Source organism: Curtobacterium sp. VKM Ac-2884 (genome assembly GCF_015350945.1).
Lineage (GTDB): Bacteria > Actinomycetota > Actinomycetes > Actinomycetales > Microbacteriaceae > Curtobacterium.
Genome location: NZ_JADKSA010000005.1, coordinates 49,191 through 72,335 on the forward strand (window position 1 = coordinate 49,191; position 23,145 = coordinate 72,335).

Genomic DNA, 23,145 nt, shown 5'->3' on the forward strand with positions numbered 1-23,145 from the left:
CACCAGGCGGGCGACGAGACCGACGACGACCACTCCGAGGAGGACCAGTCCGGTGACCTTGACACCCGAGCGCAGTGCACCGGAGTCGCGTGGACCGAGCGTCTCGCGGCGGTTGCGGTGGGGTGTGCTGGCGGCTCTGGGGTTCGTGATCGTGCCTTCCGTCTACGCGGCCGCGGTGCTGACGCCGGTGGGGCAGCGCATGGAGGACGCCGCGCTCGGCGGGGTCCGTGAGTCCGACCTGTTCAGCTCGGACACTGCGCTCAACGTCATCTCGGTGCCGGTGATCCTGTTGCTCGTTGTCGTGATCGTCGCGGTGGCGTTCGCCAGGCGACGGCTCTCGGTGGGGCTCGGCGCGGGTGCAGTGGTGCTCGCGTCGGCGGCCACCTCGACGCTCGTCAAGCGTATCGCCGAGCGCCCGGAGATCGCCCAGTCGACGACGCCGAACTCGTTCCCCTCGGGGCACGCGACCATCGCGCTGGCCGCACTGTTCGCCGTGCTGATGGTCACGCCCCGTCGCTTCCGGCCGATCGTCACCCTGCTCGGCGCCGCCTACGCGGTGTTCGTCGCCAACCAGACGGTCGTCTACGGCTGGCACCGGGTGAGTGACATCATCGGGGCGTGCGCGATCGCGATGTTCTGGCTCGGCGTCGTCCGGGCGTTCGGTCCGAGGGTCGACCGGGGGCTCCGAGGTGACCGGGACGGCCGACGGGGACCGCGCCGGGTGGTCAGCGTCGTCCTGCTCGTCGCGACCGGGGTCACGCTGGCCGTCGGCGTCGCCGCGCTCGTCGTCGGCCTGACGGGGGACGGCGCTCACGACCACGCCGCGATCCTGATGGCCGGACGACTGGCCTCGAGCGCGAGCGTCCTGGCGGTGGTGACCGGGGTGTGGTTCCTCGACGGCATGCACCACGCGGCCCGGACGGACCCCGCAGCACTGCCCGCAGCGCGCTGACGCCTGGTGGGAATGCACCGGCGTACGCTACGTTGTACCCAGCAAGTCGATGCAAACGCATCGATATCGCGGAAGGCAGCGCATCATGCAGTTCGGCATCTTCACGGTCAGTGACGTCACGACCGACCCCACGACCGGCACCACGCCGGACGACACCCAGCGCGTCCGCGACATCCTCACGATCGCGCAGCACGCCGACCAGGCTGGACTCGACGTCTTCGCCACCGGCGAGCACCACAACCCGCCGTTCGTCGCCTCGTCGCCGACCACGTTGCTGGCCTACCTCGCGGCGAAGACGAAGGACATCACGCTCTCGACGAGCACCACGCTCATCACCACGAACGACCCGGTGCGCATCGCCGAGGAGTACGCGATGCTCCAGGTGATCTCCGACGGCCGCATGGACCTCATGATGGGGCGTGGCAACACCGGCCCGGTCTACCCGTGGTTCGGGCAGGACATCCGCCAGGGCGTCAACCTGGCGATCGAGAACTACGCGCTCGTCCGCCAGCTCTGGGAGAACGACGTCGTGAACTGGCAGGGCAAGTTCCGCACGCCACTGCAGGGCTTCACCTCGACGCCGCGCCCCCTCGACGGCGTGCCGCCGTTCGTCTGGCACGGCTCGATCCGCACGCCCGAGATCGCGGAGCAGGCCGCGTACTACGGCGACGGCTTCTTCCACAACAACATCTTCTGGCCGATCCAGCACACCGAGCAGATGGTCGGGCTGTACCGCCAGCGCTTCGAGCACTACGGCCACGGCCGTGCGGACCAGGCGATCGTCGGTCTGGGTGGGCAGTTCTTCGCCCGCAAGAACTCGCAGGACGCGGTCAACGAGTTCCGGCCCTACTTCGACAACGCCCCGGTCTACGGGCACGGCCCCTCGATGGAGGACTTCGCCGCCCAGACCCCGCTCACGGTCGGTTCGCCGCAGCAGGTCATCGACCGGTACGCGGCGATGAAGGAACACGTCGGCCACTACCAGCGCCAGCTGTTCCTGGTCGACCACGCCGGGCTGCCGCTCAAGACCGTGCTCGAGCAGATCGACATCCTGGCGACGGACATCGTCCCCGAGCTGCGCAAGCTGAACGACGAGGGCCGTCCGTCCGACGTGCCGTCCAACCCGCCGAGCCACACGGAACGCGCCGCCGCGGCGCTCGCCGCCGGCACGGTCGGCAGCGACCACGTCGCCGCCGAGGACGAGTGGACGGGCGCTTCCGTCTGATCGTCACGTGACCACCTGACGGACGGGAGGCCCGGTGCCAGCTGGCACCGGGCCTCCCGTCCGTCACCGCCTGTGTCGCCAGCGCGACCCGAGTCTCGGGGTCAGCGCCGGTTCTCGGGGCACGCGGCGCGAGATCGGTCGCTCAGACCGAGTCTCGGGCTCGCCCCGCCGAGACCCGGGGCGCGACCACCGGGCGGGCCGGCACCAGCTTCAGGCCGACGACGCAGCCGACGATCCCGGCGATGAACAGCACGCGCAGCACGGTGACGGGCTCGGCGCCGGTCGCCATGCCCCAGAGCACCGTGAGCGCCGCTCCGGTTCCGGTCCACACGGCGTACGCGGTGCTGATCGGGATATGCTTGAGGACGTAGCCGAACGCGCCCAGGCTGACCACGATCGTGATCGCGAACACGATCGTCGGGCCGGGCCGGGTGAAGCCGTCGCTCTCGCCGAGGGCGGTCGCCCACACGGTCTCGAGCGTGGCGCTGAGGAACAGGACGATCCAGGCCACCTCAGCTCACCACCTTGAGGCCGACGACGCAGGCGACCAGGCCGAACACGAGGCCGAGGCGCGCGAGCGACGCGGCCTCTTGCCGGCGCAGGATCGACACGACGACCGTCAGCGAGGCGCCGATACCCACCCAGACGGCGTAGGCGGTGCCCACCGGGATCGACTTCATCGCGAACGCGAGCCCGACCATGCTCAGCGCCATGCCGGCGATGAACACGATCGTCGGCACGACCTTCTTGAAGCCGTTCGAGGCGCTCAGCGCGGTGGCCCAGACGGCCTCGAGCACGCCGCTCAGCACGAGGATGACCCATGCCATGACGATGTTCCCTTCGTTCGGTCGCATAGTCGCACGACTGTACGACAACGACCTCGACGGTAGCACGAGTTCGTACGACTGTGCGAGTATGGCGTGGTGGCCAGGAGCATGGACGTCGAGCAGCGGCGCCGCACCGTGTCCGAAGCCGCATGCCGGGTGCTCGCCCGCGACGGACTGGGGGCGCTCAGCGTCCGGAACGTCGCGGCAGAGGCCGGACTGCCGCCGAGCACCGTCCGCTACACCTTCCCGACCCAGGCGAGCGTCCGGTCGCACGCGCTCGAGCTCGTGTTCGACGCGACCGCGGCCCGGATCGACGCCGTGCCCGCGGACCTGCGGGGCACGGCGTACGCGCACGCGGTCCTGCTCGAGCTCCTGCCCCTCGACGAGGAGCGACGCATCGAGCTCGACGTCTACCTGGGCCTCGGCACCGCGGCGCTGACCGACGCCGAGCTCCGGCCGTTCCACGACCGGGTCGTCGACGAGATGCGGGAGTGGTGCGGGCGGATCCTGCGGGCGCTCGGGGTGCCGGACGCCGACGTGCCCTACGAGACCCGGCGGCTGCACGCCCTGGTGGACGGGCTCGCGATGCACATCGTGCGGGTCGATCCCGGGGGTGACGCCTCGTGGGCGATCGACACGCTCGACCGGCACGTGGCGGGCATCGCCCGGGTCTGACTGCGCCCGGTGCGCCCGCGCGGTGCGCAGGCGGCCGCGCGCGGACCGCCACGCAGCACGCGTCGCCTATCCTTTCCGGGTGACGACGACCACGCCGCCGCAGCAGCGCTCCCGCTCCCGTTCCCTGACGGGCCCTGGTCTCGTGCTGCTCACCGTCGTCGTGCTCCTGGGGATCCGGCTGCTGTCCCCGAGCATCGGGACCGCCGGCCTGCCGGACGTCGTGCAGGACTTCCTGACGCTGGCGATCAGCGTCGTGGTCGAGTCGCTGCCGTTCGTGGTGCTCGGCATCGTGCTGTCGATCGTCGTCGAGGTGTGGGTGCCCGTCGGTGCGCTCGAGAAGGTCCTGCCGCAGAACGCCTTCGGCCGCCGCGCGGTGATCTCGCTGATCGGCATGCTGTTCCCGGTGTGCGAGTGCGGGAACGTGCCGCTCGCCCGCGGCCTGATGATGCGCGGGTTCACCCCTGCCGAGGCCGTCACGTTCCTGGTCGCCGCCCCCATCCTCAACCCGCTCGTGATCATCAGCACGGCGCAGGCGTTCGGCTGGTCCGGCTGGATCCTGCCGGTCCGGATCGTCGGCGGCTTCGTGATCGCGAACCTGGTCGGCTGGATCGTCGCCGCGCACCGCCGCCCGGCCGACCTGCTGCTGCCCGCGTTCGAGGCCCGGTGCCGCGCTGCGATCGGCGCACCACGGAGCCGGAACCGGTGGCAGGAGAGCGCCGCGCAGTTCGGCGGCGAGACCGCGACGATGATGCCGGCCCTGTTCGTCGGCGCCGGCCTCGCTGCGGCGATCCAGGTCGCCGTGCCCCGTTCCACGCTCGTCGCGATCGGCTCGAACCCGGTGCTGTCCGTCGCGGCGATGATGCTGCTCGCGATGACGGTGTCGCTCTGCTCGAACGTCGACGCGTTCTTCGCGCTGTCGTTCGCCTCGACGTTCCTGCCCGGGTCGATCACGGCCTTCCTGATCATCGGGCCGATCATCGACGTGAAGATGATCGCCCTGCTCCGCACGACGTTCCGGGTCCGGTTCCTGGTGCTGCTCGCCGTCGTGTGCGTCCTGTTCGCCGGCGCCGTGGGATTGGTGATGAATGTCCTCGTCTGACGCACGCAGCAGCAACGCCCCGGCCTACCTCGGGCTCGGGTCCGTGCTCGCGGTCGCCCTGTGCACGCTCTGGCTCGCGCTGGTCGGGCACCTCGACCTGTACATCAACCCGCGGTACTCGGTGTTCACGATCGTGCTCGCCGCCGTCGCGGTGCCCGCCTCGATCGCTGGCCTGGTCGTCATCGCGCGCGGCCACGGCCACACGCACGGTGACGAAGCGGATGAGCACGAGCCGGGCCGCGACCACGGGCGGCGCGGGCCCGGCCGTGGTCGCGCTGTCCGCCTCGCCCTCGGCGGGGCTGCCGCGATCGTCACGGCCGGGGTCACCGTGTCGATGCTGGTCCTGCCCCCGACGACGCTGTCCGCCCGCACCGCGCAGCAGCGGAGCGTGGACTCGGCGACCCTGTCGAACGCGACCGGCTCCGAGGCGGCGGTCTCCCTGCTCGGCAGCGAGGGTGTCGACACCTCGGAGTACGGCGTCAAGGACTGGTCGGCGCTGATCCGGCAGACCACCGACACCACGGCACTGGTCGGCAAGCAGGTGCGGCTGTCCGGTTTCGTGGTGCCGGGCGAGGGCGGCTCGTTCACCCTCACCCGCTTCGTGATCAGCTGCTGCGCCGTCGACGCCCAGCCCGTCGGCCTCGACGTGGTGACGGACGACGCCGATGGCTCCGCACCCGACGAGGGGCAGTGGGTCACGGTGACCGGCGCACTCGCGGCGAACCCGGACCAGTCCGCCGACGCCCGCATCGTCATCAAGGCCGCGAAGGTGCAGGAGATCGCGCAGCCGAAGGACCCGTATGAGTACTGAGCGCACCGACCGCCGCCCGGTCACGCGCCGGTTCCACCGCCGGTACCTCGCCGTCGTGCTCGTCCTGGCGGTCGTCGCCGCGCTCGCCGCCGTCGTCGGGTCGCAGCAGGGGCCGCGCCTGCGCGACGTGTCGTACGACGCCACCGGTCTGGTGTCCCGTCCGGCGCAGCGGGTGATCCTGACGGCGAACCAGGCACTGCAGCAGGTGTCCGCCGCCGACGTCCGCGTCACCCCGGCGGCCGCGCACACCGTGACCTCGAGCGGCAACACGATCGCGGTCGAGTTCGCCGGACCCCTCGCGTACGACCGCGACTACACGGTGACCGTCGCGAACGTCCGGGCTCCGGGGCAGCGTGCCACCGCGGATCTCACCGCGGCGATCCGGACCGGTAGTACCGACGTCCTCGCCCTCGTGCCGGGAGCCGACGGTGCGAAGGACCGCATCGTGCGCCGCTCCCTCGACGCCGGCGGTGCGACGACCGTGTACCAGGGCGCCGACATCTCGGAGTACGCCCGGCTCGGACGGTCCCTGGTGGTGGTCAGCGGCAGCGACGCGAGCTCCTCGGTCGACGTGGTCGCGTTGTCCGGCGGGGTGCAGGACCGGGACGCTCCTGTCGAGCACCTCACCCTGCCGTCCTCGCAGGGCCGGGTCACCGCGCTGCACGTCGCCGACGACGCGGCCTCGTTCGGGTTCGAGTACGCCGACACGTCCACCGGGCAGTCGCGGAACACCGGTCTGTACGTGGTCGACATGACGGGCACGCACCTGCCCACCGCGATCGCCGAGGACGGGAAGCCGCAGACGGGCGCCGTGCCGATGACGGTCGGGCAGTGGGCCTACGTGCCCCGGACCGAGAGCGCCCTGGTGCGGACGGGCAGCGACGACCTGGTGCTCGTCGACATGAGCGGCCGTGCCGACCCCGTCCGGCTCGGCAGCGCCACGTACCTGCACGGGTTCGTCGGCTCGGGCACCACGGCGGTGGTCGAGACCGGCACGGGCATCGAGCGCCTCGACCTGACCGACGGCGCGAAGACGGCGCTGCGGGCGCCGGCCGCGAGCACCGACGCGGCGGTGCTCGGCCGCATCGCCCCGTTGACGGACGACACGTACCTGCGCGTGCTGGGGGACGTGCGGTCGGACGGGACCGTCTCGGCACGGATCGTGCGCGTGGACGGTGGGCGGGCCTCCCGGCTGCCGGTGACCATCCCCGACGACGCGAGCGTCACGGCGGTCTGCCCGTCCCCGAACGGACAGTTCGTCGCGGTCGCGACGAAGTCGGCGACCGACGAGCTGGTGAGCATCGTCGACGCGACCTCCGGTGCGCTCGAGGCGAGCATCGACGCGGGTTCCGTCGACTGGTGCGGCGCGCTGCCGTCCGGCGACGAGGTCGGCTGATCGTCCGACGGACAGGGAGACAGACGGGAGGCCCGTTGCCGGCTGGCAACGGGCCTCCCGTCTGAGCATGGTGCCGACTACGCCAGCGTGGCCGCGTCGATCACGAAGCGGTAGCGGACGTCCGAGGACAGCACGCGCTCGTAGGCCTCGTTGATCTGGTCGGCGCTGATGAGCTCGGTCTCCGGCAGGATGTCGTGCTCGGCGCAGAAGTCCAGCATCTCCTGGGTCTCGCGGATGCCGCCGATGGCGGACCCGGCCCAGCTGAGCCGGCGCGGGATCAGGGCGAACGCCGGGACCTCGAGCGGCTCGGACGGAGCACCGACGTTGACGAGCGTGCCGTCGACCTTGAGCAGGCCGAGGTACGAGCCCATCGGGATCTTCGCCGACACGGTGTTGATGATGAGCTCGAAGGAGTTCGCGAGCTTCTCGAACGTCTCCGGGTCCTTCGTCGCGTAGTGGGCCTTCGCGCCGTAGCGGAGCGAGTCGGCTTCCTTCGAGGTGGTCTGCGACAGGACGGTGACCTCGGCGCCCAGGGCGACGGCGATCTTGACGGCCATGTGGCCGAGGCCGCCCATGCCGATGACGGCGACCTTCGTGCCGGGGCCGGCCTTCCAGTGGTGCAGCGGCGAGTAGGTGGTGATGCCGGCGCAGAGCAGCGGCGCGACCTTCTCGATGTCGAGCGACTCGGGGACGCGGAGGACGAAGTCCTCGTTCACGACGATCGCCTGCGAGTAGCCGCCCTGGGTGATCGAGCCGTCGGCCGGGTCGACGCTCGTGTACGTGCCGATGTTGCCCTTGAGGCAGTACTGCTCCTCGCCGGCGACGCAGTTCTCGCACTCGCCGCAGGAGTTCACCATGCAGCCGACGCCGACGCGGTCGCCGACCTGGTGCTTGGTGACGTTCTCGCCGACGGCGGAGACGTGGCCGACGATCTCGTGGCCGACGACCTGCGGGTACTGGATCTGGCCCCACTCGCCGCGGACGGTGTGGATGTCCGAGTGGCAGATGCCGGCGTAGGCGATGTCGATCTCGACGTCGTTCGCTCCGACGTCACGACGGGTGATGGTGGTCTTGACGAGCGGCTCGGTCGCTGACGGTGCCGCGTACGCGTTGACGGTGCGCAATGATCTCCTCGTGGGGGTGCGTTGCGGGCCGGTTCCGGCCCGGAACCAGTCTGATGGAGCGCGCCACAGCGTGGGAGGTTCCAATGGGGCTCCCCAGCGCGGGAATCGGAGTGGTCAGGCCAGCCGTGCGAGGCGCTGGCCCGCGATCGCGGCGAAGCGCAGCGGGTCGGCCAAGGCGTCGTGCGGTTCACCGGTGGTCTGCGTGGCGAGGACGGTGAGCGAGGCGGCTGCGGCGTAGTCGTCGAGCGAGGCCTCGATCGCGCCGGCGACGAGCATCGACCGGGCCCCGGGGGCGTGCGCCGCCGTGAGCGACCGCACCACCGACGGGACCTTGCCGGCGGCGGACTGCCCGTCGTACCGGCCCTCGCCGCTGATCACGACGTCGGCGCCGGTGAGTCGGTCGGCCAGCCCGAGCACGTCGGCGACGCCGTCCGCGCCGCGGGCCAGGGTCGCACCCCAGACGAGCAGGCCGAAGCCGACGCCACCCGCTGCACCGGCGCCCGGGCTCGCGGGGTCCACCGAAGGGAAGCGGGCGGCCCAGGCGGCCAGTCGCTCGTCGAAGAATGCGACGCGCGAGGGCTCGATCCCCTTCTGCGGCCCGAACACGGCAGCCGCGCCGGTCGGGCCGAGCAGCGGTGAGGTCACGTCGGTCAGGACGGTGACGCCGAGCGGCGGCAGGGCACGCAGCGCGTCGTGGTCGGCGTCGTACCCGAGCGCCTCGAGCACGGGCCGGCCGCCGTCGGTCGAGGCGCTGCCGCCGATGCCGAGCACGAGCCCCGTGGCGCCGGCGTCGAGCGCGGCGGCGATCGCCTCGCCGAACCCGCGGCTCGTCGCGGTGTCCGGCAGGAGTTCGTCGAGCAGCGGCAGACCACTCGTCGCCGCGAGCTCCACCACCGCACGGCCGTCGGGCAGCATGAGCCACCACGTCTCGACGGGGGTGCCGGCGGGACCGGTCACGGTGACGGGGACCCGGACCGCACCGGGGACCGCGGTCGCGAACGCCTCGAGGGTGCCCTCGCCGCCGTCGGCCATCGGCACGAGCACCACGTCGTCGTCTGGGCGTTCGGTCAGCCAGCCGTCGCGGACCGCCTGGGCGACGGACGCCGCGGTCGCGGTGCCCTTGAACGAGTCCGGAGCCACCACGATGCGCACGGGACCACCGTAGCGGGGAGACGGCGACACGTGCTGGACAAGGTAGGCAAGGCTCACCTAAGTTAACAGTTAGGTGAGGCTCACCTAACTTCACGAACCAGCACTCGGGATCATCTCCATGTCGTCACTCCGTCGCGCCCTCACGGCCGCAGCGTCCGCCCTCGTCGTCCTCGCCGTGGCGACCGGCTGCTCGGGCGGCGGCACCGGCACCGCGGGGGCGACCCAGGCGGCGGGTCGCGGGACGAGCGCGACGGACCCGGCCGCGAGCCTCCAGGCCATCGCCCCGGTGACCGACGCGAAGGACGTGACCGGCGAGCGCACCGCCACCCTGGCGACGGACCTGCCGCCGACGGCGAGCACGGTCGACGAGCCCGAGCTGCCCGTCACCGTCACCGACAACCAGGACACCGAGGTGACCGTCACGAGCGCGGACCGGATCCTCGCGCTCGACATCTCCGGCACGCTGTCGTCCACCGTGTACGGCCTCGGCCTGGGGGACCACCTGGTCGGACGGGACGTCTCGACCGGCTTCTCCGGCACCGAGGACCTGCCGCTCGTCACCCAGAACGGCCACGAGCTCTCCGCCGAGGCGATCCTCGCGCTCCGCCCGACGGTGCTGCTGACCGACACCTCGCTCGGACCGTGGGACGTCGTCCTGCAGATCCGGAAGGCCGGCGTCCCCGTCGTCGTCCTGGACCCGCACCGGGACACCACGAACACCGACGCGATCATCGAGCAGGTCGCGACCGCGCTCGGCGTCCCGGCGACCGGCGACCGCCTGGCCGCCGAGGTGCACGCGCAGGAGCAGGCCGTCGCCGCGCAGGTGGCCCGGATCGCGCCGTCGGCTCGGGCCGACAAGCTGAAGATGGTGTTCCTGTACGTGCGGGGGAACGCCGGGATCTACTACCTGTTCGGCAGCGAGTCCGGCGCCGACTCGCTCATCGACGCCGTCGGCGGGCGGGACGTCGCGACGGAACAGGACTGGACGGGCATGCGCCCCGTCAACGCCGAGGCGCTCGTCGCGATGCAGCCGGATCTCGTCATCATGATGACCAAGGGCCTCGAGTCCGTCGACGGCGTCGACGGACTGCTCCAGCGGGTCCCCGCGATCGCGAAGACGCCCGCGGGCGAGCACCGCCGCATCGTGGACATGGCCGACACGACGGTGATGAGCTTCGGGCCGCGCACCCCCGAGATCGTGGCCGCGTTGGCAGCGGCGATCTACGGTCCGGCGGACCCCTCGTGACCGTCCGGGAGGAACGGATCGCGCCCGCCACGCACGTCCCCGCCGCACCGGCGGTCACGTCCAGGTCGCGGGTCGGCCGCATCGCACTGCTCACCACCGGGCTCGTGGTGGCGCTCGTCGTCGCGACGCTGGTGTCGGCGAGCGTCGGGCAGCTCGGGATCTCGCCCGCCGAGGTGCTCCGGACCGTGGGCCGGTCGCTCGGGCTGCCCGTGCACGGCCCCGCCGACGACCTCGTCACCCAGGCGCTGTGGACGATCCGGTTCCCGCGGGTCGTGATGGCGCTGCTGATCGGTGCCGCGCTCGCCGCAGCCGGTGTGCTCATGCAGGCCGTGTTCGCGAACCCCCTGGCCGACCCCGGCGTCGTCGGGGTGTCCGGCGGCGCGGCGTTCGGGGCCTGCGCCTCGATCGTGTTCGGGCTGCAGTTCGCCGGGTACTGGACGACGCCGCTGATGGCCTTCGCCGCTGGCCTGGTCGCGACGCTGCTCGTCTACGGGCTGTCCCGTGCCGGTGGCCGGACCGAGGTCGTCACGCTCCTGCTCACCGGCATCGCCGTGAACGCGTTCACCGGGGCGGGGCTCGCCTTCCTGACGTTCCTCGGCGACCAGCAGGCACGCGAGCAGATCGTGTTCTGGCAGCTCGGGTCCCTGAACGGCTCCATGTGGGACCAGGCTGCAGCGATCGCCCCCGTCATCGGTGCGGGCCTCGTCGGCGCCGTCGTGCTGACGCGCTCGCTCGACCTGCTCGCCCTCGGCGACCGGGCCGCGCGGCACATCGGGGTGCGGGTCGAGGCCGTGCGGGTCGTCGCGATCGTCGTGGTCGCGCTGCTCGTCGGCGCAGCGGTCGCGTTCGCCGGCATCATCGCGTTCGTCGGGCTCGTCGTCCCGCACCTGATGCGGATGGTCATCGGTCCGGCGCACGGTCCGTTGCTGCTCGTCTCGACGCTCGGCGGCGCCCTGCTCCTGACGATCGCCGACCTGCTCGCGCGCACCCTGGTGCCGTACGCGGACCTGCCGATCGGCATGCTGACCTCGCTCGTCGGCGGTCCCTTCTTCTTCTGGCTCCTGCGCCGCGCGCGCCGACGGTCGGGAGGCTGGGCATGACCGAGACGAGCGCTGTCGGCGCTGTGGTCGCCTCCGGGATCGGCGTCGTCATCGACGGGCGACCGCTGCTCACCGACGTCGACCTGACGGTGTGCGCGGGCGAGGTCCTGGCGCTCGTCGGTCCGAACGGTGCCGGCAAGTCGACCCTGCTCCGGGCGATCGCCGGTGACCTCGCGCACAGCGGCACGGTCGCGATCGACGGGGCGCGCACCGGCGGCGAAGCACCGCTCGCCACCGCTCGTCGGCGCGCCGTGCTCGAGCAGGACACCGCCGTGGCCTTCGGGTTCCGCGTCGGCGAGGTCGTCCGGATGGGCCGTGCTCCGTGGCGAGGGACCCCGCGAGCGGTCGACGACGACACCGTGGTCGCGCGGGTGCTCGACCAGGTCGAACTCGCCGACCGGATCGACCAGGCGTTCCCCTCGTTGTCGGGTGGGGAGCGCGCCCGGGCCTCGTTCGCCCGGGTCCTGGCGCAGTCGACCCCGGTGCTGCTGCTCGACGAACCGACCGCCGCCCTCGACCTGCGACACCAGGAGGCCGTGCTGGCCGTAGCCCGTGCGCACGCCCGGGCCGGTGGTGCCGTCGTCGTGGTGCTCCACGACCTGAGCCTCGCCGGGGCGTACGCCGACCGCGTCGCCATGCTCGCCGGCGGCCGGATCGTCGCCGACGGCACCCCGATCGACGTCCTGACCGCCGACCGCATCGGCACCGTCTACCGGCACCCGGTCACCGTCGTGCCCGACCCGAACACCGGTACGCCCGTCGTCGTGCCGTCCCGAACCCTCCAGGAGGCCTCCTCGTGACCACCCGCACCCGCCCGCTGCGGCTCGCGCTCGCCGGACTGCTCGTCGCGCTCGGTGCCGGGGGCGCCGCCGTGGTGGGCGTCGCCCCCGCAGCGGCAGCCGGCCGTGTCAGCGTCGCGATCGAGGGGCACCCCGCGGTCACGAACCAGGTCGACGCGACCTACCTGACGACGCTGCGACTGCGCGGCTCCGGGTTCCAGGGCATCAAGAACGGGTTCGGCGGCATCTACGTGGCGTTCGGCACCGTGAACGGCACCTGGCAGCCGAGCAAGGGCGGGGCGACGGGCGCGGACTACAGCTACGTGCCCGACGACGAGTCGAACCCCGCCGGGTACCTCGACTTCGTGGCCTTCGAGGGCAGCACCACCGCATCGGCGGCGAACGGCGGCACGGTCGACTCCGCCACGGGCACCTGGTCCGCGACCCTCAAGGTCCCCGGTTCGACGTTCCAGGCGCTCGACCGGAACGGCGCCGCGAAGACCGTCGACTGCACGGTCGTGCAGTGCGGGATCATCACGATCGGCGCGCACGGCGTCGCGAACGCGAACAACGAGTCGTTCACACCCGTCTCCGTGCAGAACCTGTACGGCAGCGGCGGCACGCTGGCCGGCGGCGGTACCAGGGCGACCACCGGGCAGACGCCGGCCGACACGACGGACGCGGGCAGTGCCTCCCGTCCGTCCGCCGAGCCGTCGTCCGAGGCGAGCGCCGACACCCGCGCGACCACGAAGCCGTCCGCGCGGTCGGCGAAGCCGAGTGCCACCGCGGAGCCGACCGCGTCGGCGACGCCCACCGCGCCGGCCGGGGCGACCCCCTCGGCGGTGGCGGCGGCTGCCGACGGCTCCTCGGGCGGGATCGACCCGGGCGTGCTGCGGATCGTGCTCGGCGGCCTGTCCGCGCTCGTCGTGGCCGTCGCGGCGCTCGTCGTCTTCGCGATCGTGCACTCCCGTCGCACCGCACGACGCACCGCGACCGACGTCGCGCCGGAGGACCACCGGACCCGGGTGCTCACAGGGGGCGCCCACATCGAGAGGGAAACACGAACATGACACGAATCGCACGCTCGTTCGGGATGACGCTGGCGGCAGGGGTCGCCGCGGTCGGCATCGCCGTCCTGCCCGCGGTCAGCGCGTCCGCGGCCACCGCGGTCACGAACGACTACGGCGCCAGCCTGTCCGTCAGCGGCCCGGCTTCGGTCGTGACCGACGGCTCGGGGGCGCTCCACGGCGTCTCGGACGGCACCGTCACGGTCACCGGCAGCGGCTTCGACGGGGACGCGCAGGGGCGCGGCTTCGGCGTCTACGTCGTCTACGGGCCCAAGCAGGCGGACTACGCCACCAACTCCGGCTGGTTCGGCTCCGCCCAGTGGGTGTCGAAGAGCGCCTTCACGGCCGGCGGCGGCTTCACCACGACGATCGACGTCGCGAAGTCCTACACCGCGGACCCGCACCACACCGGCGACGCGGCCGCCACCGTCAGCTGCGACTACGACGCCACGAAGACCGCGACCGCCAACGCGGCGCTCGGGCAGTACGAGTGCTTCGTCCAGACGTTCTCGGCGCACGGCGTCGCGAACGACCCGGTCGACCTCGACGAGGTCCAGGTCCCCGTCACCTGGTGACCCACGCGGTGCCCCGGGTCCGCCCGGGGCACCGTCTCCCACACGCGCACCACCCCGACCCGAGGAACCGATGCACACCCAGACCAGACCGGCCCGTCGCCTCCGCGCGCTCAGCGCCACCGTCGCCGCGATCATCGGCCTGACCGCGGCCGTCGCCGGCACCGTGCCCACCGCGGCGACCGCCGCCTCGGGTCCGAGCACGTCCGTCACGGGCGGCACGCTCGACTGGGGGTTCAAGCAGTCGTTCCGGAACTACGTGCCGGCCGCAGGGCAGTCGGTGTCCGGCGGTGCGTCGAGGAACGCCGACGGCACGTTCCGGTTCGCGGCATCGGGCGGCAGCTACGACCCCGCCACGCGGAAGCTCACCGTCACGGGTTCCGGTGCCGCGGTGTTCGACTACCGGGCACACACGTTCGTCATCTCGCTGCGCGACCCGGCGATCGAGCTCACGCCGACCACCGGCACCCTGACCGCCGGGGTCGACGTGCGGCTGGTGGACCCGACGACCGGTGCCACGACGTCCGACCCGGGGACGAAGCGCATCGCGTTCGCGACGATCGACGTCACCAAGGGCACCCGATCGGTCACCGACGGGGCGTACTCGTGGACCGGTCTGCCCACCACGATCACCGCGGCGGGTGCAGCGGCCTTCGCAGCCGACGTCACCGGCGGCGGCAACCCGACGCAGTTCTACGCCGCGGGCACCGCGCTGGACCCGCTCTCGGTCGCCGTGACGGGCGACTGGGCCGCCGAGGGGACGGACGGTGACAGCGGCGCCGACGGCGACCAGGGGTTCAGCGACCCCGGCGTCCAGGGACTCGTGAGCACCGGCGTGCAGACCACGGTCGGTGACAGCACGATCGGCCGGGTCACCACGGTGGTGCGGGACGCCGCGCGCGCCCTGACCGTCGTGCAGGTACCGGCTGCCGGAACCGCCAAGGCGAGTTACTTCATCGTGGACGACGACGGCAAGCGCGTCGCCGGGCCGATCGACCCCGGTGTTGCCACCTCGAAGCCGAACGTCGACCCGTCGACCGGGAACATCGTCGCGACCGCGTCGTTGCCCGCCGCGGAGTTCGGCGGCACCGGCGCGAACGTCCAGGGCTACGTCGTCGTCGCGCGCGGCACGGACGCCGCGTACCGGGACGTCGTGCACGTGAAGCCCTCCGTCGCGGTGCCCGCCGCGAAGGCGTTCGCGATCGACCCCGCCGACGGCTCGATCGTCGCGCAGGTCGCCCCGGCCGCGAACGGCGGGTCCGCGGGGCTGCTGCGGGTGGCCGCCGTCGGGGCGGGTGCCGGATCCGGTTCTGGTTCCGGTGCTGACTCTGGCGCTGGTTCCGGTTCCGGTTCTGGTTCTGGTTCGGATGCGGTGTCCGAGGTCGGCACCAGCCCCGCTGGCGGGACCGTCCGCGCCGTCACCCGCACTGCCACCCTGATCGGCTCGGTCACCGGGACGATCTCCTCGGTCGGCGTCGACTGGACCGGCAAGCGCGCCGTCGTCTTCGACCAGGCCGCCGCGCTCGCCCGCGTCGTCGCCCTCGACACCGGAGCCTCGGTCGCCGACGTGTCGATCGGCGCCACCGCGACGTCCGGGGCCGCCGGCGGGACCGTCGTCGACTCCCGGGGCCGGGCGTGGTGGAGCAACGACGGCGACGCCACCCTCCGAGCTGTGTCGCTGCGCGGGACCCCGGCCGTGACGACCTCGATCGACCGGGTCGGCGGTGCCGCGTACCTGGCCGTCGACGAGTCCGCGAAGCGCCTCTGGGTGTCGGCCGCCGGCAGCACCGACACCGGCAACGTCGTCCGCGCGTACGCGATCGACGGCAGCACCGCGCCCACGCTCGGTGCCGAGTACACGCCCGGCACCAGCTACACCGGCGACCCGATCGTGGTCGCCGCCGACGGCCGCGCGGTGGTCGGCGTCGTGAACGCCGCGACCGACGCCGCCGACCAGGGGCTCCGCACGTTCACGGTCGTGACCACCCCGACCGTCACGGCGCAGCCAGCCGACGTCGCCGTGACGCTGACCGGCGCGACCACCGGAACCGACGGCAGCACGACCCCCGCCACGCCGCAGCAGGTGTCCTTCGCGGTCACCACGACCGGGACCCCGACGCCCACCGTGCAGTGGCAGCAGCGCACCCCGTCCGGCTGGGCCGACCTGCAGGACGGTCCCTCGGTTGCCGGAGCGACGACCAGCACACTCCGCATCACCGCCACCGAGGGGCTGAACGGCGACCGGTACCGCGCGGTCGCCACGAACGTCCTCGGTGCGACCGTCGTCGGTCGGGTCGCTTCGGACACCGCGACCCTGCGCGTCACCGTGCAGGCGCCGACGAACCCGGGTGGCGGGAACGGCGGCGGGTCGACCGTCGTCGGTGCGGACGGGTCGATCACCGGGGCGGAGAACGCTCGGGGCGCCTCGACGAACGTGCGGCCGGCCACCGGACTCTCGACCGCCGCGGCGGGCTCGAAGCTCACCGTGACGGGCTCCGGCTTCACGAAGAACACGAACGGCTCCGGGCTGTACGTGCTGTTCGGGTACGTCACGAAGCACCCGAGCGCCGGCGGAGCGGCCGGCGCGGGCTACGACTACGTCCCCGGGTCCGGCGGCACCGGGCAGGACGGCCAGGGCTTCGTCGCCTGGCCCGACAACACCGGCACCGGCGCCGCGGCGACCGTGAAGCTCAGCGGCACGAAGAACGCCGGCTTCACGCAGGGCGGCGTCATCGCGCGCTCCACGTTCACCGGCCAGTCGACCAAGCGCGTCGACTGCCTGTCCGGGGCCGTGCAGTGCGGTGTCCTGACCATCGGTGCGCACGGCGCCGCCGACGCCGCGCTCGAGACCTTCACGCCGGTGTACTTCGCCGGACAGACGGTCCCCGGCACCCTGCCGACCGGTCCGAGCACGGGTGGTGGCAACGGCGGCACGGTCATCCAGCCGCCCGTCGTGCAGCTGCCGCCGGCCGCCACCGCACCGACCATCACGAACGCCTCGGACACGGCGCCGACGGCCGCGCCGATCGCCGTGCCGCGGAACACCGCCGCCCAGCCCCGGAACAGCGCGAAGGCACCCTCGGCCGCCGAGCCACCCACGGCCCCCGCCGCGGACTCCGACGAGCTGGCACGCAAGATCGACGCCGGCGACATCCCCACCGTCGCGGCCGCCGACGCCGGGATCCCCGACGAGGTCACCGCCGGTGACCAGCTCGAGCTCCGCCTGCCGTGGACGGGCGACGACGAGGGCGGGAGCGTGTGGACCTACTCCGAACCGGTGCAGGGCGACGACTTCACCGTCGAGGACGCCACGGCCATCGCCTCGGTCGACACCACCGGACTGGAGGTCGGCGACCACCACGTCGTGCTCGTCGGTGACCAGGGAACGGTCGTCGCGGTGCCGTTCACCGTGGTCGACGGCGTCGGAGCGGTCGCCCAGTCGGCCGACTCCGGAGCCGGGACCGTCACGGCGGCGGCAGACGGCGGCGCAGGCGGCGGGATGACCACCGAGACCCTGCTGCTCGTGGTGATCGGGTTCCTCGGCGGGCTCGTGGTGCTCGCGATCGGCCTGGTCGTGCTGCTGCTGACCGGGGTGCTGCAGGTTCGGACGCGTCGGAAGCCGGTGGTGGCATCGGCTGCGGCGGGCGTCTGACGACGGCGTCGTGTGACGTCAGCTGCGGGCGCGCCCGAGCCCGGCGAGGAAGGACGCCTCGGCCAGGGCCATGTGCTCGATCTCGGACGGATCGACGCTCTCGTCCGGCGCGTGCACGTTCGCAGCAGGCTCCGACACTCCTGCGAGGATGACCTCGACCCCCGGGATCGCCCGCTCGAGTGTCGCGCAGAGTGGGATCGATCCGCCGCCGCCGAGGGAGCCCACGGAGGACACCCGGTACGACGACGCCAGTGCGCTCCGGAACGCCGATGAGTACTGCCCCGCCGTCGCCCGGAAGCCGTCGCCCGTGCCCGTGACCCGCGCGGTGACCTCGACCCCGGCGGGCGCTCGCCGCAGCAGGTGCGCCACGAGCAGTTCGCCAGCGGCAGCGGGGTCGACACCCGGCGGGACCCGGAGGTTCAGCGCGGCACCGGCGGTCGCCTGCACGGACGGCGACGACCCGGCGACGGCCGGCGCATCGATGCCGACGACGGTCAGCGCCGGCCGTGCCCAGACCTGGGATGCCGGGTCCCCGGACCCGATCGGCACCGCGCCGTCGAGCAGCCCGGCATCGGCGGCGAACCGGTCGGCGTCGTAGGGCAGGCCGTCCCAGGTCTGCGAGGCCTCGAGTCCGTCGACGGTGGTGTCCCCGGCGTCGTCGCGCAGCGTGGCGAGCAGGGCCACCAGGGTCGCGACGGCATCGGGTGCGGCACCGCCGAACATCCCCGAGTGCACGGTGCCGTGCAGCGCTCGGACGCGCAGCTCGACGAACGCCGTGCCGCGCAGGGTGGTCACGAGCGCGGGGACCCCGACGGCGGCGTTGCCGGCGTCCATCACGACGGCTGCGTCGACGTCGGCGAAGTCCGCTGCGTGGGTGGACACGTACTGCTCGAGGCCGTCGGTGCCCTGCTCCTCGGACCCCTCGACGACCACGACGAGTCCGACCGGGAACGATCCGTGCACGTCGAGCAGCGCCCGCAGCGCCACGAGGTGGGTGACGACCCCGCCCTTGCAGTCAGCAGCGCCGCGACCGTACAGCCGGCCCTGGCGCTCGGTCAGGGTCCACGGGTCGCTCGTCCACGCCGCGAGGTCGCCCGCGGGCTGGACGTCGTGGTGGGCGTAGAGCAGGACCGTCGGGGCGCCGGGCGGCGCGGGGTGGGTCGCGAGGACCGCCTGCGAGCCGTCGGACGTCGTGACGCGGCGCGAGGTCAGGCCGAGGCCGTCGAACGCACCCCGCACGCGCTCGGCGACGCGGCGGCAGTCGTCGAGCGACTGCACGGCCGGGTCGTGGACGGACGGGATGGCGACGAGCGCCGCGAGCTCGTCGAGCCCCGCGGGCATCCCGGCGCGGACCGCGTCGCGGAGCGGGTCAGCGGACACGGACGCCTGCAGCGCTGCGTCACCGGTGCTCACGAGCGCCCGATCTCCCAGATGCGGAACTCACCAGAGGCGTCGACCGACTTCGTCAGCCCGGTGAGCGACTTCTGCCCGATGACGTTCTCCTGCCCGGCGAGCAACGGGATGAGCGGCACGGACTCGGCGGTGTCCTGCTGGATCTCCTCGATCTGCTTGGTCCGCTCGGTCGCGTCGGCCTCGACCGCCTGCGCGGCGACCAGCTGCTGCACGGCCCGGTCGTCGAAGTGGTTCGCGAGCAGGTTGACGTCCTCGGAACCGTAGGCCGGCGTCAGGTACGACGAGGCGTCGGGGTAGTCCTGGAAGAACCCGAGCTGGAAGACCGGGTACTCGCCCTTGCCGACGTTCCCGACGTAGGTGTCCCAGCTCGCCGACTGCAGGTCGACCGTGAACAGGCCGGTGTCCTCGAGCTGCTGCTTGATGAGTGCGTACTCGTCGTCCGACCCGGAGCCGTAGTGGTCGGTCGTGTACTCGATCGGCAGCGCGACGGGCGTGCGCACGCCGGCCTTCTCGAGGATGGCCGCGGGGTCGGCGCCGTCGTACTCCGTCTGGAACGCATCGGTCGCGCCGGTGAAGTCGGACGGCACGATCGAGTAGGCCGGAGCGTAGGTGCCCTGGTAGACGTCCTTCGCGATCGCCGCGCGGTCGACCGTCGCGGCGACGGCCTGGCGGATCGCGGTCTTCTGCGCGGTGTCGTCACCGGGCATCGTGTCGAGGTTGAAGCCGAGGAACCGGACCTCGCCCGACGAGCCCTGGACCCGCTGCAGGCCGTCGTCCTCGGACAACGAGGTGACCTCGGTCGGCGTGAGCTGGCGGTACGCCACGTCGGCGTCACCCTCCTGCACCGCGAGCTTGAGGTCGGCGGACTTCGTGTACTGCTTGATCGTCACGCTCGACGACTCCGGCGCGGTGCCGTCGTACTCCTTGTTCGCCGTCAACGCGATGGTCGCCCCACCGTCGGCGGACTGCTGCAGCGCGTACGGACCGGACCCGACGACCCCGTCGTCCGCGTGGACCTTCGTCTTCGAGAACACACTGCTGTCGACGATCGCCCCGGCCATGCTCGCCAGGACGTACGGGAACGTCTGGTCGTTCGCCTGCTTCAGGGTGAACGTGACCTCGTCGCCGTCGGCCGCCACGGACGCCATGTTGGCGAGCAGCGACCCCGGACCGTTCTCGGAGCCGATGCCGACCTGGCGCTCGAACGAGAACACGACGTCCTTCGCCGTCAGGGCGTCACCGTTCGAGAACGTGAGCCCGTCGCGGATCCGGCACACGTAGTGGGTGCCGTCGGTGAAGTCGCACGACTCGGCGACCTCGGGACTCGTCGTGGTCTTGCCGGCCGGGTAGGTGAGCAGGTGCTGGTACAGCTGCGTCTGCACCGTGTAGCTGCCGCGGTCCCAGGCGCCCGCCGGGTCGAGGGACGTGACGGGATCGGTCGTCCCGATCGCCAGGCCGTCGGAGACGTCGGTGGACGCCCCGGTCGAGGCGCAGCCGGTGAGCACGGCGGCGACGGCAGCGGAGAGCGCGAGCGCGGAGAGGAGTCGGGTCGTCACGGGGTTCCTGAGGGGGATGGTTTCGAGAGGGAGAAACGGGGATGTGCGGCCCCGCCGGTCGCGAGGTCGGCGATCATGTCGCCGAGCAGCGGTGCGAACTTGAAGCCGTGGCCGGAGAACCCGGTCGCGACGGTGACGGGACCACGTCGGTCGATCACGAAGTCCTCGTCGGGGGAGTTGTCGTACAGGCAGCTGATGAAGGTCGGCTTCGTCGCGTCGACACCGGGCACGTACCGCGCGGCGTAGGCCTGCAGCCGCTCGGCCTCGGCCGGCACGGGCGTGAAGTCGCGGTGGTCCGGATCGACGACGGGGCCGGTGCCGTGGAACCCGACCTTGACGCCCTCGCCCGGGGTGAGCAGGCCGTACACGTCGTCGTCGGCCGCCCAGTGCACGAAGCTCGGCCACGCGTGGTCCGGCAGACGGCTGGGGAAGTGCGCGGGCTGCTCCTGGGTGACGCGGATGGCCGGGAGGCCCGCCCCGCGTCCGGCGAGCAGGTCGCCGACCAGCGCGGGGGCCCACGACCCCACGGCCGCCACCACGGACGCGGTGCGGTGGGTGGACCCGTCCGACAGCGTCACCGTCACGTCGTCGCCGTGGTCCTCGAGCCCGCTGACCCGCGTGTCGAAGCGCAGCTCGGCGAGCCCCGTCCGTTCCGCCAGGGTGAGGAACACCTCGATGGCGCGGTCGGACCGGATGCGACCGGCCGTGGCGTGCGCGAGCACGTGCCCCTCGAACGCGATCCCCGGCCAGCGTGCGGCTGCGGCGTCCGGGCTGAGGGTCTCGTGCGGGATGCCGGCGTCCGTCAGCGCGGCGGCGATGGCGTCGACGACCTCGGCGCGGCCGTGGTCGACGGCACCGGTGCGGGCGATGAGCTCCTCGTCCGCAGCGCCCTCGAGCGCTTCCCACAGCACCAGGGCGCGGGAGGTCAGGGCCACGTACTCGGGGTCGGCGTAGCCCTGCCGGAAGATCCGGGTCGCGCCGTGGGACGAGCCGTTGTGGTGCCCGCGCGCGTGCTGCTCGACGAGCAGGACGCGCTCGCCGCGGAGTGTGAGGGCGTACGCGGTGGCGGCGCCGACGACCCCGCCGCCGATCACGACGTGCGTCGGGGCTCGGTCGCTCAGCACGTCGCTCATGCCAGGGCTCCGGCTCGTCGGGCGTCGGCCTCGCGTCGCGCCGGCATCATCGCCACCACCTCGGCCTCGGTCGGGGCCGCCGCCGGGAACCGTGCCGGGGCGTAGCGGCTCGCGTCGCCGAGGGTGGTCGTGCCCGTGACGCTCAGTTCCGCCGCGATCCGCCCGAGCCCCGGTCCGTGCGTGACGCCGGACTCGTTGTCGCCACCGGCCACCACGAGTCCGTCCAGCTCGGGGACCGCTCCGACGATGAAGTTCCGGTCGGCGGTCATCGAGACGACGCCCTGTGTGGGGGTCTCGTCGACCCCGAGCACGCTCGCGGCGGCGGGGAGCAGCCGGGCGACGATCGGGTGCAGGGACGTCCGCATGGCGTCGAGCAGGTCCGAGCGCACCGGGCGGCGGTCGGGTTCGTCGCTCCGGTCCGCACCGCCGACGTGCAGCGGCTCGTACCCGGGGCCGGCACCGTACGTCAGACCGCCGCGGTGTTCACGGATCCACAGGCCGTGCAGCTCCGGCAGCATCAGGGTCGGCAGGGTGCCCGGCAGACCGAACGGCGTCGTCACGAGCCGGCTGGCGACGACCCGGACCGTCGGCAGCTCGCGCCCGAAGGGGGCGAGGAGCGTGTTCGTCCAGCTGCCGGCGGCGAGCACGACCTTCGCGGCGTCGATGACCTCGCCGTTCGCGGTCCGGACGCCCGTGACGGAGCACCCACGGGCCTCCAGACCGGCGACCGGCGTGTGCTCGCGGATCTCGACGCCCCGCGCACGGACCGCGTGCACCAGCGCTGCGGCCGTGTCCGGCGCACTGATCTGGATGCCGTCCGGATGGAGGAAGCCCGCGGTGACGGCGGCCGGGTCGAGTCCGGGCACGAGGTCGGCCGCCTCGGCCGGGGTGAGAGTCCGCGCTCCGGCCGGCCGGAGCGGGTGCTGCTCGAACGGCGGCAGGTGGTCGGCCCGGCCCTGCTCGGTGACGGTCAGCCAGACGTTGCCGTTCTGCCGGTACCCGGTCGGGCCGTGGCCGGCGCCGGCGAGGTCGCGGTAGAAGTCGATGCCGTACTGCTCGACGTCGCGCTCGGACTCGTTCCAGTACCAGGCGTACCCGGCTGCCCACTGGCCGACGAACCCGGCACCCGCGGTGGTGGTGCCCCCGGCGACCGTGCCGCTGTCGAGGAGCACGGCCCGCTGCCCGAGCGCGGCGAGGTGCCACGCGGCGCTCAGCCCGATGATGCCGGCGCCGACGACGACCACGGGGGATCCGGAGGAGGACATGGAGCGAGCGTAGTGTCCCGAGGTCCCCGACAGGTGTCGTTCATGACGCCGTGTGACGCGGTGCAGAACGGCGATCGCCGCCCCGGTCGATCAGCGGTCGA

The 23,145-nt window shown here is 72.8% G+C and carries 20 protein-coding genes; 12 read left to right on the forward strand and 8 right to left on the reverse strand.

Annotated features, from left to right (window positions below; all coding sequences use genetic code 11):
• The first annotated feature begins 52 nt into the window (after nt 1–52).
• Together ITJ60_RS14105 and ITJ60_RS14110 are read left to right on the forward strand one after the other, a co-directional pair.
• Complete coding sequence (locus tag ITJ60_RS14105; protein ID WP_194648369.1) at nt 53–952, forward strand: phosphatase PAP2 family protein; 900 nt, start codon at nt 53–55, stop codon at nt 950–952.
• An 85-nt stretch (nt 953–1,037) separates the two neighbouring features.
• On the forward strand, nt 1,038–2,177 hold the full coding sequence (locus tag ITJ60_RS14110) for a CE1758 family FMN-dependent luciferase-like monooxygenase (RefSeq protein WP_194648370.1): 1,140 nt from the start codon (nt 1,038–1,040) through the stop codon (nt 2,175–2,177).
• A 142-nt stretch (nt 2,178–2,319) separates the two neighbouring features.
• On the opposite strand, the gene ITJ60_RS14115 is transcribed toward ITJ60_RS14110, so the two are convergent.
• Both ITJ60_RS14115 and ITJ60_RS14120 read right to left on the reverse strand, forming a co-directional pair.
• Nucleotides 2,320–2,688 carry a DMT family transporter gene (locus ITJ60_RS14115; RefSeq protein ID WP_194648371.1) on the reverse strand — a complete coding sequence of 123 codons (369 nt, stop codon included), beginning with the start codon at nt 2,686–2,688 and terminating at the stop codon, nt 2,320–2,322.
• A gap of 1 nt (nt 2,689) precedes the next feature.
• Nucleotides 2,690–3,004 (reverse strand): DMT family transporter, encoded by a 315-nt coding sequence (locus tag ITJ60_RS14120; protein WP_123293830.1) that lies wholly within the window; start codon nt 3,002–3,004, stop codon nt 2,690–2,692.
• Between the two features lie 96 nt (nt 3,005–3,100).
• Here ITJ60_RS14120 and ITJ60_RS14125 point away from each other — a divergent pair, with 96 nt between their 5' ends.
• The 4 genes from ITJ60_RS14125 to ITJ60_RS14140 all read left to right on the forward strand — a co-directional run bounded on the left by ITJ60_RS14125 (nt 3,101) and on the right by ITJ60_RS14140 (nt 6,985).
• Complete coding sequence (locus ITJ60_RS14125; RefSeq protein ID WP_165901146.1) at nt 3,101–3,679, forward strand: TetR/AcrR family transcriptional regulator; 579 nt, start codon at nt 3,101–3,103, stop codon at nt 3,677–3,679.
• Nucleotides 3,680–3,758: 79 nt separating this feature from the next.
• Nucleotides 3,759–4,778, forward strand: a complete 1,020-nt coding sequence (locus ITJ60_RS14130) for a permease (protein WP_194648372.1) — start codon at nt 3,759–3,761, stop codon at nt 4,776–4,778.
• Nucleotides 4,765–5,589 (forward strand): TIGR03943 family putative permease subunit, encoded by an 825-nt coding sequence (locus ITJ60_RS14135; protein WP_194648373.1) that lies wholly within the window; start codon nt 4,765–4,767, stop codon nt 5,587–5,589. The genes ITJ60_RS14130 and ITJ60_RS14135 overlap by 14 nt, the downstream gene beginning before the upstream one ends.
• Entirely contained in the window at nt 5,579–6,985 is a 1,407-nt protein-coding gene (locus ITJ60_RS14140) for a hypothetical protein (protein ID WP_194648374.1), read from the forward strand. Before ITJ60_RS14135 ends, ITJ60_RS14140 begins: the two co-directional genes overlap by 11 nt.
• A 77-nt stretch (nt 6,986–7,062) precedes the next feature.
• Here the strand turns inward: ITJ60_RS14140 and ITJ60_RS14145 are convergent, their stop codons facing one another.
• The gene (locus tag ITJ60_RS14145) at nt 7,063–8,109 is read right to left on the reverse strand and encodes an NAD(P)-dependent alcohol dehydrogenase (protein ID WP_111085390.1); all 1,047 of its coding nucleotides are present in this window, start codon (nt 8,107–8,109) and stop codon (nt 7,063–7,065) included.
• A gap of 114 nt (nt 8,110–8,223) precedes the next feature.
• Nucleotides 8,224–9,261, reverse strand: coding sequence for a glycerate kinase (locus ITJ60_RS14150; protein ID WP_194648375.1), 1,038 nt, complete (start codon nt 9,259–9,261; stop codon nt 8,224–8,226).
• A gap of 118 nt (nt 9,262–9,379) precedes the next feature.
• Here ITJ60_RS14150 and ITJ60_RS18960 point away from each other — a divergent pair, with 118 nt between their 5' ends.
• The 6 genes from ITJ60_RS18960 (at nt 9,380) to ITJ60_RS14175 (ending at nt 17,677) form a co-directional block, all read left to right on the forward strand.
• On the forward strand, nt 9,380–10,507 hold the full coding sequence (locus ITJ60_RS18960; protein WP_228510393.1) for a heme/hemin ABC transporter substrate-binding protein: 1,128 nt from the start codon (nt 9,380–9,382) through the stop codon (nt 10,505–10,507).
• Complete coding sequence (locus ITJ60_RS14155) at nt 10,504–11,607, forward strand: FecCD family ABC transporter permease (protein ID WP_416371914.1); 1,104 nt, start codon at nt 10,504–10,506, stop codon at nt 11,605–11,607. The genes ITJ60_RS18960 and ITJ60_RS14155 overlap by 4 nt, the downstream gene beginning before the upstream one ends.
• Nucleotides 11,604–12,407, forward strand: coding sequence for a heme ABC transporter ATP-binding protein (locus tag ITJ60_RS14160; RefSeq protein WP_194648376.1), 804 nt, complete (start codon nt 11,604–11,606; stop codon nt 12,405–12,407). The genes ITJ60_RS14155 and ITJ60_RS14160 overlap by 4 nt, the downstream gene beginning before the upstream one ends.
• Nucleotides 12,404–13,456 (forward strand): hypothetical protein, encoded by a 1,053-nt coding sequence (locus ITJ60_RS14165; protein ID WP_194648377.1) that lies wholly within the window; start codon nt 12,404–12,406, stop codon nt 13,454–13,456. Before ITJ60_RS14160 ends, ITJ60_RS14165 begins: the two co-directional genes overlap by 4 nt.
• The gene (locus tag ITJ60_RS14170; protein WP_148067701.1) at nt 13,453–14,028 is read left to right on the forward strand and encodes a hypothetical protein; all 576 of its coding nucleotides are present in this window, start codon (nt 13,453–13,455) and stop codon (nt 14,026–14,028) included. The genes ITJ60_RS14165 and ITJ60_RS14170 overlap by 4 nt, the downstream gene beginning before the upstream one ends.
• Nucleotides 14,029–14,098: 70 nt before the next feature.
• Nucleotides 14,099–17,677, forward strand: a complete 3,579-nt coding sequence (locus tag ITJ60_RS14175; RefSeq protein ID WP_194648378.1) for an HtaA domain-containing protein — start codon at nt 14,099–14,101, stop codon at nt 17,675–17,677.
• An 18-nt stretch (nt 17,678–17,695) separates the two neighbouring features.
• On the opposite strand, the gene ITJ60_RS14180 is transcribed toward ITJ60_RS14175, so the two are convergent.
• The 4 genes from ITJ60_RS14180 to ITJ60_RS14195 are packed head-to-tail and all read right to left on the reverse strand — an operon-like array spanning nt 17,696 to nt 23,044.
• The gene (locus ITJ60_RS14180) at nt 17,696–19,090 is read right to left on the reverse strand and encodes a M20/M25/M40 family metallo-hydrolase (RefSeq protein ID WP_323749183.1); all 1,395 of its coding nucleotides are present in this window, start codon (nt 19,088–19,090) and stop codon (nt 17,696–17,698) included.
• Complete coding sequence (locus ITJ60_RS14185) at nt 19,087–20,646, reverse strand: ABC transporter substrate-binding protein (RefSeq protein ID WP_194648379.1); 1,560 nt, start codon at nt 20,644–20,646, stop codon at nt 19,087–19,089. The genes ITJ60_RS14180 and ITJ60_RS14185 overlap by 4 nt, the downstream gene beginning before the upstream one ends.
• Nucleotides 20,643–21,779 (reverse strand): FAD-dependent oxidoreductase, encoded by a 1,137-nt coding sequence (locus ITJ60_RS14190; protein ID WP_228510394.1) that lies wholly within the window; start codon nt 21,777–21,779, stop codon nt 20,643–20,645. The genes ITJ60_RS14185 and ITJ60_RS14190 overlap by 4 nt, the downstream gene beginning before the upstream one ends.
• The gene (locus ITJ60_RS14195; RefSeq protein WP_194648380.1) at nt 21,776–23,044 is read right to left on the reverse strand and encodes an NAD(P)/FAD-dependent oxidoreductase; all 1,269 of its coding nucleotides are present in this window, start codon (nt 23,042–23,044) and stop codon (nt 21,776–21,778) included. Before ITJ60_RS14195 ends, ITJ60_RS14190 begins: the two co-directional genes overlap by 4 nt.
• Nucleotides 23,045–23,145: the final 101 nt, after the last annotated feature.

Coding starts and splice junctions, on each gene's coding strand:
- ITJ60_RS18960 (WP_228510393.1), top strand. CDS start 9,380: ATGTCGTCACTCCGTCGCGCCCTCACGGCCGCAGCGTCCGCCCTCGTC.
- ITJ60_RS14160 (WP_194648376.1), top strand. CDS start 11,604: ATGACCGAGACGAGCGCTGTCGGCGCTGTGGTCGCCTCCGGGATCGGC.
- ITJ60_RS14195 (WP_194648380.1), bottom strand. CDS start 23,044: ATGTCCTCCTCCGGATCCCCCGTGGTCGTCGTCGGCGCCGGCATCATC.
- ITJ60_RS14140 (WP_194648374.1), top strand. CDS start 5,579: ATGAGTACTGAGCGCACCGACCGCCGCCCGGTCACGCGCCGGTTCCAC.
- ITJ60_RS14110 (WP_194648370.1), top strand. CDS start 1,038: ATGCAGTTCGGCATCTTCACGGTCAGTGACGTCACGACCGACCCCACG.
- ITJ60_RS14175 (WP_194648378.1), top strand. CDS start 14,099: ATGCACACCCAGACCAGACCGGCCCGTCGCCTCCGCGCGCTCAGCGCC.
- ITJ60_RS14135 (WP_194648373.1), top strand. CDS start 4,765: ATGTCCTCGTCTGACGCACGCAGCAGCAACGCCCCGGCCTACCTCGGG.
- ITJ60_RS14190 (WP_228510394.1), bottom strand. CDS start 21,779: ATGAGCGACGTGCTGAGCGACCGAGCCCCGACGCACGTCGTGATCGGC.
- ITJ60_RS14120 (WP_123293830.1), bottom strand. CDS start 3,004: ATGGCATGGGTCATCCTCGTGCTGAGCGGCGTGCTCGAGGCCGTCTGG.
- ITJ60_RS14170 (WP_148067701.1), top strand. CDS start 13,453: ATGACACGAATCGCACGCTCGTTCGGGATGACGCTGGCGGCAGGGGTC.